This is a genomic window from Polaribacter litoreus (assembly GCF_054584775.1).
Map to the genome: position 1 here is coordinate 1 of NZ_JBTLRD010000042.1, position 4019 is coordinate 4019.

Annotated in this window: 3 protein-coding genes; all 3 read right to left on the reverse strand. The window is 32.7% G+C overall.

The annotated features are described in order from the left end of the window. Positions 1–53: 53 nt before the first annotated feature. Positions 54–1580 (reverse strand): bifunctional metallophosphatase/5'-nucleotidase, encoded by a 1527-nt coding sequence (locus ACW9UN_RS16795; RefSeq protein ID WP_459487522.1) that lies wholly within the window; start codon positions 1578–1580, stop codon positions 54–56. 45 nt (positions 1581–1625) lie between these two features. Beyond that, positions 1626–2486, reverse strand: a complete 861-nt coding sequence (locus ACW9UN_RS16800) for a hydroxymethylglutaryl-CoA lyase-like TIM-barrel protein (RefSeq protein ID WP_459487523.1) — start codon at positions 2484–2486, stop codon at positions 1626–1628. Between the two features lie 126 nt (positions 2487–2612). Beyond that, positions 2613–4019 (reverse strand): hypothetical protein (locus ACW9UN_RS16805; RefSeq protein ID WP_459487524.1); only part of this gene is annotated, 1407 nt, incomplete at its 5' end.

Sequence of the window (4019 nt, forward strand, 5' to 3'; positions counted from 1 at the left end):
TCCTCATGGAGCAATTCAAAGATTGCTCTAGAAAAATTTCAGAATAACTTTACTTACACACTTTTTGGTTTAGTACCTTGATTTTTCAAATAAGCAATTACGCCTTTTCTAATATCAAAAGCCAATTCATTTTCATTAGGTTTGTAAATAGAAATTACCTCTTTATTCTCAGCATTTAAAAAGGGAATGTCAAATCCTTTTAATAAGTAATCAGAAAAAGCAACCGTATACGTTTTTTTGATGTTTAAAGGTTGGTTTTTAATCATCCATATCTCTCCTACTTTATTGGCATTGAACCTTTGCAAATAAGCACCTGTACCTGCAGCTAACACACCATAATCTAAAACACGCTTTAATAAACGCCCTTTTAGTTGTACTTTTAAAACGGCACCACCATAAGGCAATACTCTAAAAATATCTATGGGTGTAATATTACCTGTAAGTTGATCATCAATTCTAATTGAGCCACCATTTACAAGAGCACAATCTACTTTATCATCAAAAGAATAAGACATCGATTTTGTAACAATAGCACCCAAATTGGTTTGCACACTTCGAATTGGAGTATCTCTACCATCTAAAGGAATTTGTGTTGTGTAAATCTCTTCATCTGGTTTAAGAATAATTTCTTGAATTTCTGATGTTAAAATCTTCTGCCATTTATTTACAATTTGGCCAACTTCTACATCACTTTTAATGGTTTTATTAATCTCTTTTAATTCAGATTTCACAATGGCTTTCTTCGTATTTTTATCATAAGAAATTCGATGAATATAAGCTGTTTTAGCATTGGCATCTGCTTTAGCAATAATTGTATTCCCAATTTTATCATAACTGTTAGTATGTTCATGGCCCCCCATTATTAATGGTAAATCTGGTATTAATTTTGCAATTCTTTTATCGTTTGCCAATTTTACATGCGTTAAACCAAAAACCACATCTACAGAATCTTTAATTTTTGCAAAAGAGGCTCTTGCTTTTACAAACATATTGCCATATTCTACATAATCTTTAGGATTTGATGGTATACAAACACTTATAAAACCAACTTTTATTGCTGTGCCATCTGTATCAGAAAACTCTTTTATAAATGTTTCATTTACAGGAATCTGATTTTTACCTTTTTCTTTATAAAAAGGAATTGCTTTTTCTTTGGTTTTTAGTTTTACGTTGGCAGAAATCCAAGGAAAATTACTTTCGTTTAACCTTTTCTGTAAATCTTTTGGAGAAAGATCAAATTCATGATTTCCAAATGCCACTAAGTCAAAATTCATAGCATTCATTACTTCTATCATTTGCTTGCCTCTAACACGTTCACCATCAACTTTTATCGTTCCTAATAAAGACGGATTTAAAAAATCGCCAGCCAAAAATAACATTGTATTTGGGTTTTCTTTTAAAAGCTCTTTATGTAAGGTTTCTACTCTAGCCATACCTCCAAATTCACCTCCTTGTATAGGAGCAATTTCGTAGACATCGTTAATTTGTAGAAAGGTAAAATCAATTTTACCATCGTCTTTTTTACAAGATAAAAATAGTATAATTGAAAAAAGGTAAAATAGTTTTTGTAAAATTTTCATTAACTTTATTTAAAAATATAACGGTTTTTTTTATAGATCTGATGATTAACGAGCAAAGGTTTCTAGAGCTTTATTGTAGGCGCTCTCAAAACTCATTGGTTTTGTGCCTGTATCTGCTTTTTCTGTGGTAAAATAACTTAATAATTTTTCTGTTGGCATATTACCTGTTAATTCATCTTTAGCCATTGGGCAGCCTCCATAACCTTTAATAGCTCCATCAAAACGTAAACAACCAGCTTTATAGGCCGCATTTACTTTTTCGTGCCATTTATCTGGCGTTGTGTGTAAATGTGCACCAAATTCAATTTTGGGATATTTAGGTATTAAATTTGTAAAAAGATAATTAATTACCTCTGGTGTTGAGCTACCAATGGTATCTGAAAGCGATAAAATTTTAACCCCCATTTTCGATAATTTTTCTGTCCACTCCCCTACAATTTCCACATTCCAAGGATCTCCATAAGGGTTACCAAATCCCATAGATAAATAGGCAACAACTTGCTTATTATTTTTATCGGCAAGATTTAAAATTTCGTTTAAAGTGATGATAGATTCCTTTACTGTTTTGTGAGTATTACGCATTTGAAAATTTTCTGATATCGAAAATGGATATCCTAAGTAATTGATTTCATCAAATTGAACTGCATCTTTTGCCCCTCTAACATTTGCAATTATGGCTAATAGTTTACTTTGAGTTTTTGATAAATCTAATTTTGATAAAACAGCAGCAGTATCTCGCATTTGCGGAATTGCTTTGGGTGATACAAAACTTCCAAAATCTATAGTATCAAAACCCACGTTTAACAAAGAATTGATGTACAATGCTTTTTTTTCTGTGGATATAAAATGAGATTTTATCCCTTGCATTGCGTCTCTAGGACATTCTATAATTTTGACTTTTTTCATCAATTCAAATATACAATAAAAGTGTTTTTATCTTTTAAGGATATTTTAAATTCATTGAATATTTTTTATCAAATAAAAAAATCCCATCAAAAAATTGATGGGATTTTGTAATGAAATTATATGATATTATTCATTAGAACCAATGTTACCTTGGGCAACTATGGTTGCTAAATTATCTGTACTTAAATGCACATTGATATAACCATTATAAGTTAAAATTTCATCATAAGTAATTGCTGTATCATCATCTAATTGCTCAACTTGAGTCATGCTCATACCTGTATCACCATTTACAGCATTAAAAGAAAAAGCGATTCCACCACCAGTGGCAATATCATTATTGTGTATGTGTGCTGGATGCGAACCTCCAGCAGGAGTATTCATAATATTTAAAGTTGCCAAAGCAGAACCATCTACTCTTTTATAAAATGTAGCCGTTCCAGAAATACCTGGTACATCTTTTTCGTTAAGTGTATATACTTTACTGTCTCCAGTTAAATCATTTTTACCTATATCTCCTTGTGCCACAATAGTTGCTAGATTATCCATACTTAAATGTACATTAACGTAAGCATCCCAAGTGGAAATGTCTGCGAATGTAAACGCTGTACCATCATCTAAGGCTGATAAGTTTGAAACACTCATACCAGAATCGCCATCAACAGGATTAAAAGACAATAAAATTCCACCACCTTCTGCTGCAGTATTTGCATGAATGTGCGCTGGATGTGAACCACCTGCAGGAGTATTTGCCAATGCTATTGTAGCTAAAATTTCTCCATTTACTCTTTCTGTAAAGGTAACATCACCAGAAATTCCAGGTACTGCTTTCTCACCTAAATCGTAGGTAATGGTATTTTCTGTTAAATCGTTTTGACCTATGTCTCCTTGCGCCACAATAGTTGCTAGATTATCCATACTTAAATGTACATTAACGTAAGCATCCCAAGTGGAAATGTCTGCGAATGTAAATGTTGTACCATCATCTAAAGCTGTTAAATTTGTAGCACTCATACCAGAATCGCCATCAACAGGATTAAAAGACAATAAAATTCCACCACCTTCTGCTGCAGTATTTGCATGAATGTGCGCTGGATGTGAACCACCTGCAGGAGTATTTGCCAATGCTATTGTTGCTAAAATTTCTCCATTTACTCTTTCTGTAAAGGTAACATCACCAGAAATTCCAGGTACTGCTTTCTCTCCTAAATCGTAGGTAATCGTGTTTTCTGTTAAATCGTTTTGACCTATGTCTCCTTGCGCCACAATAGTTGCTAAATTATCCATACTTAAATGTACATTAACGTAAGCATCCCAAGTGGAAATGTCTGCGAATGTAAACGTTGTACCATCATCTAAAGCTGTTAAATTTGTAACACTCATACCAGAATCGCCATCAACAGGATTAAAAGATAATAAAATTCCACCACCTTCTGCTGCAGTATTTGCATGAATATGCGCTGGATGTGAACCACCTGCAGGAGTATTTGCCAATGCTATTGTAGCTAAAATTTCTCCATTTACTCTTTCTGT

What these genes read in the sequence shown, in the direction of transcription:
- ACW9UN_RS16795 (WP_459487522.1), bottom strand. Translation starts at nt 1,580, where the DNA reads ATGAAAATTTTACAAAAACTATTTTACCTTTTTTCAATTATACTATTT.
- ACW9UN_RS16800 (WP_459487523.1), bottom strand. Translation starts at nt 2,486, where the DNA reads ATGAAAAAAGTCAAAATTATAGAATGTCCTAGAGACGCAATGCAAGGG.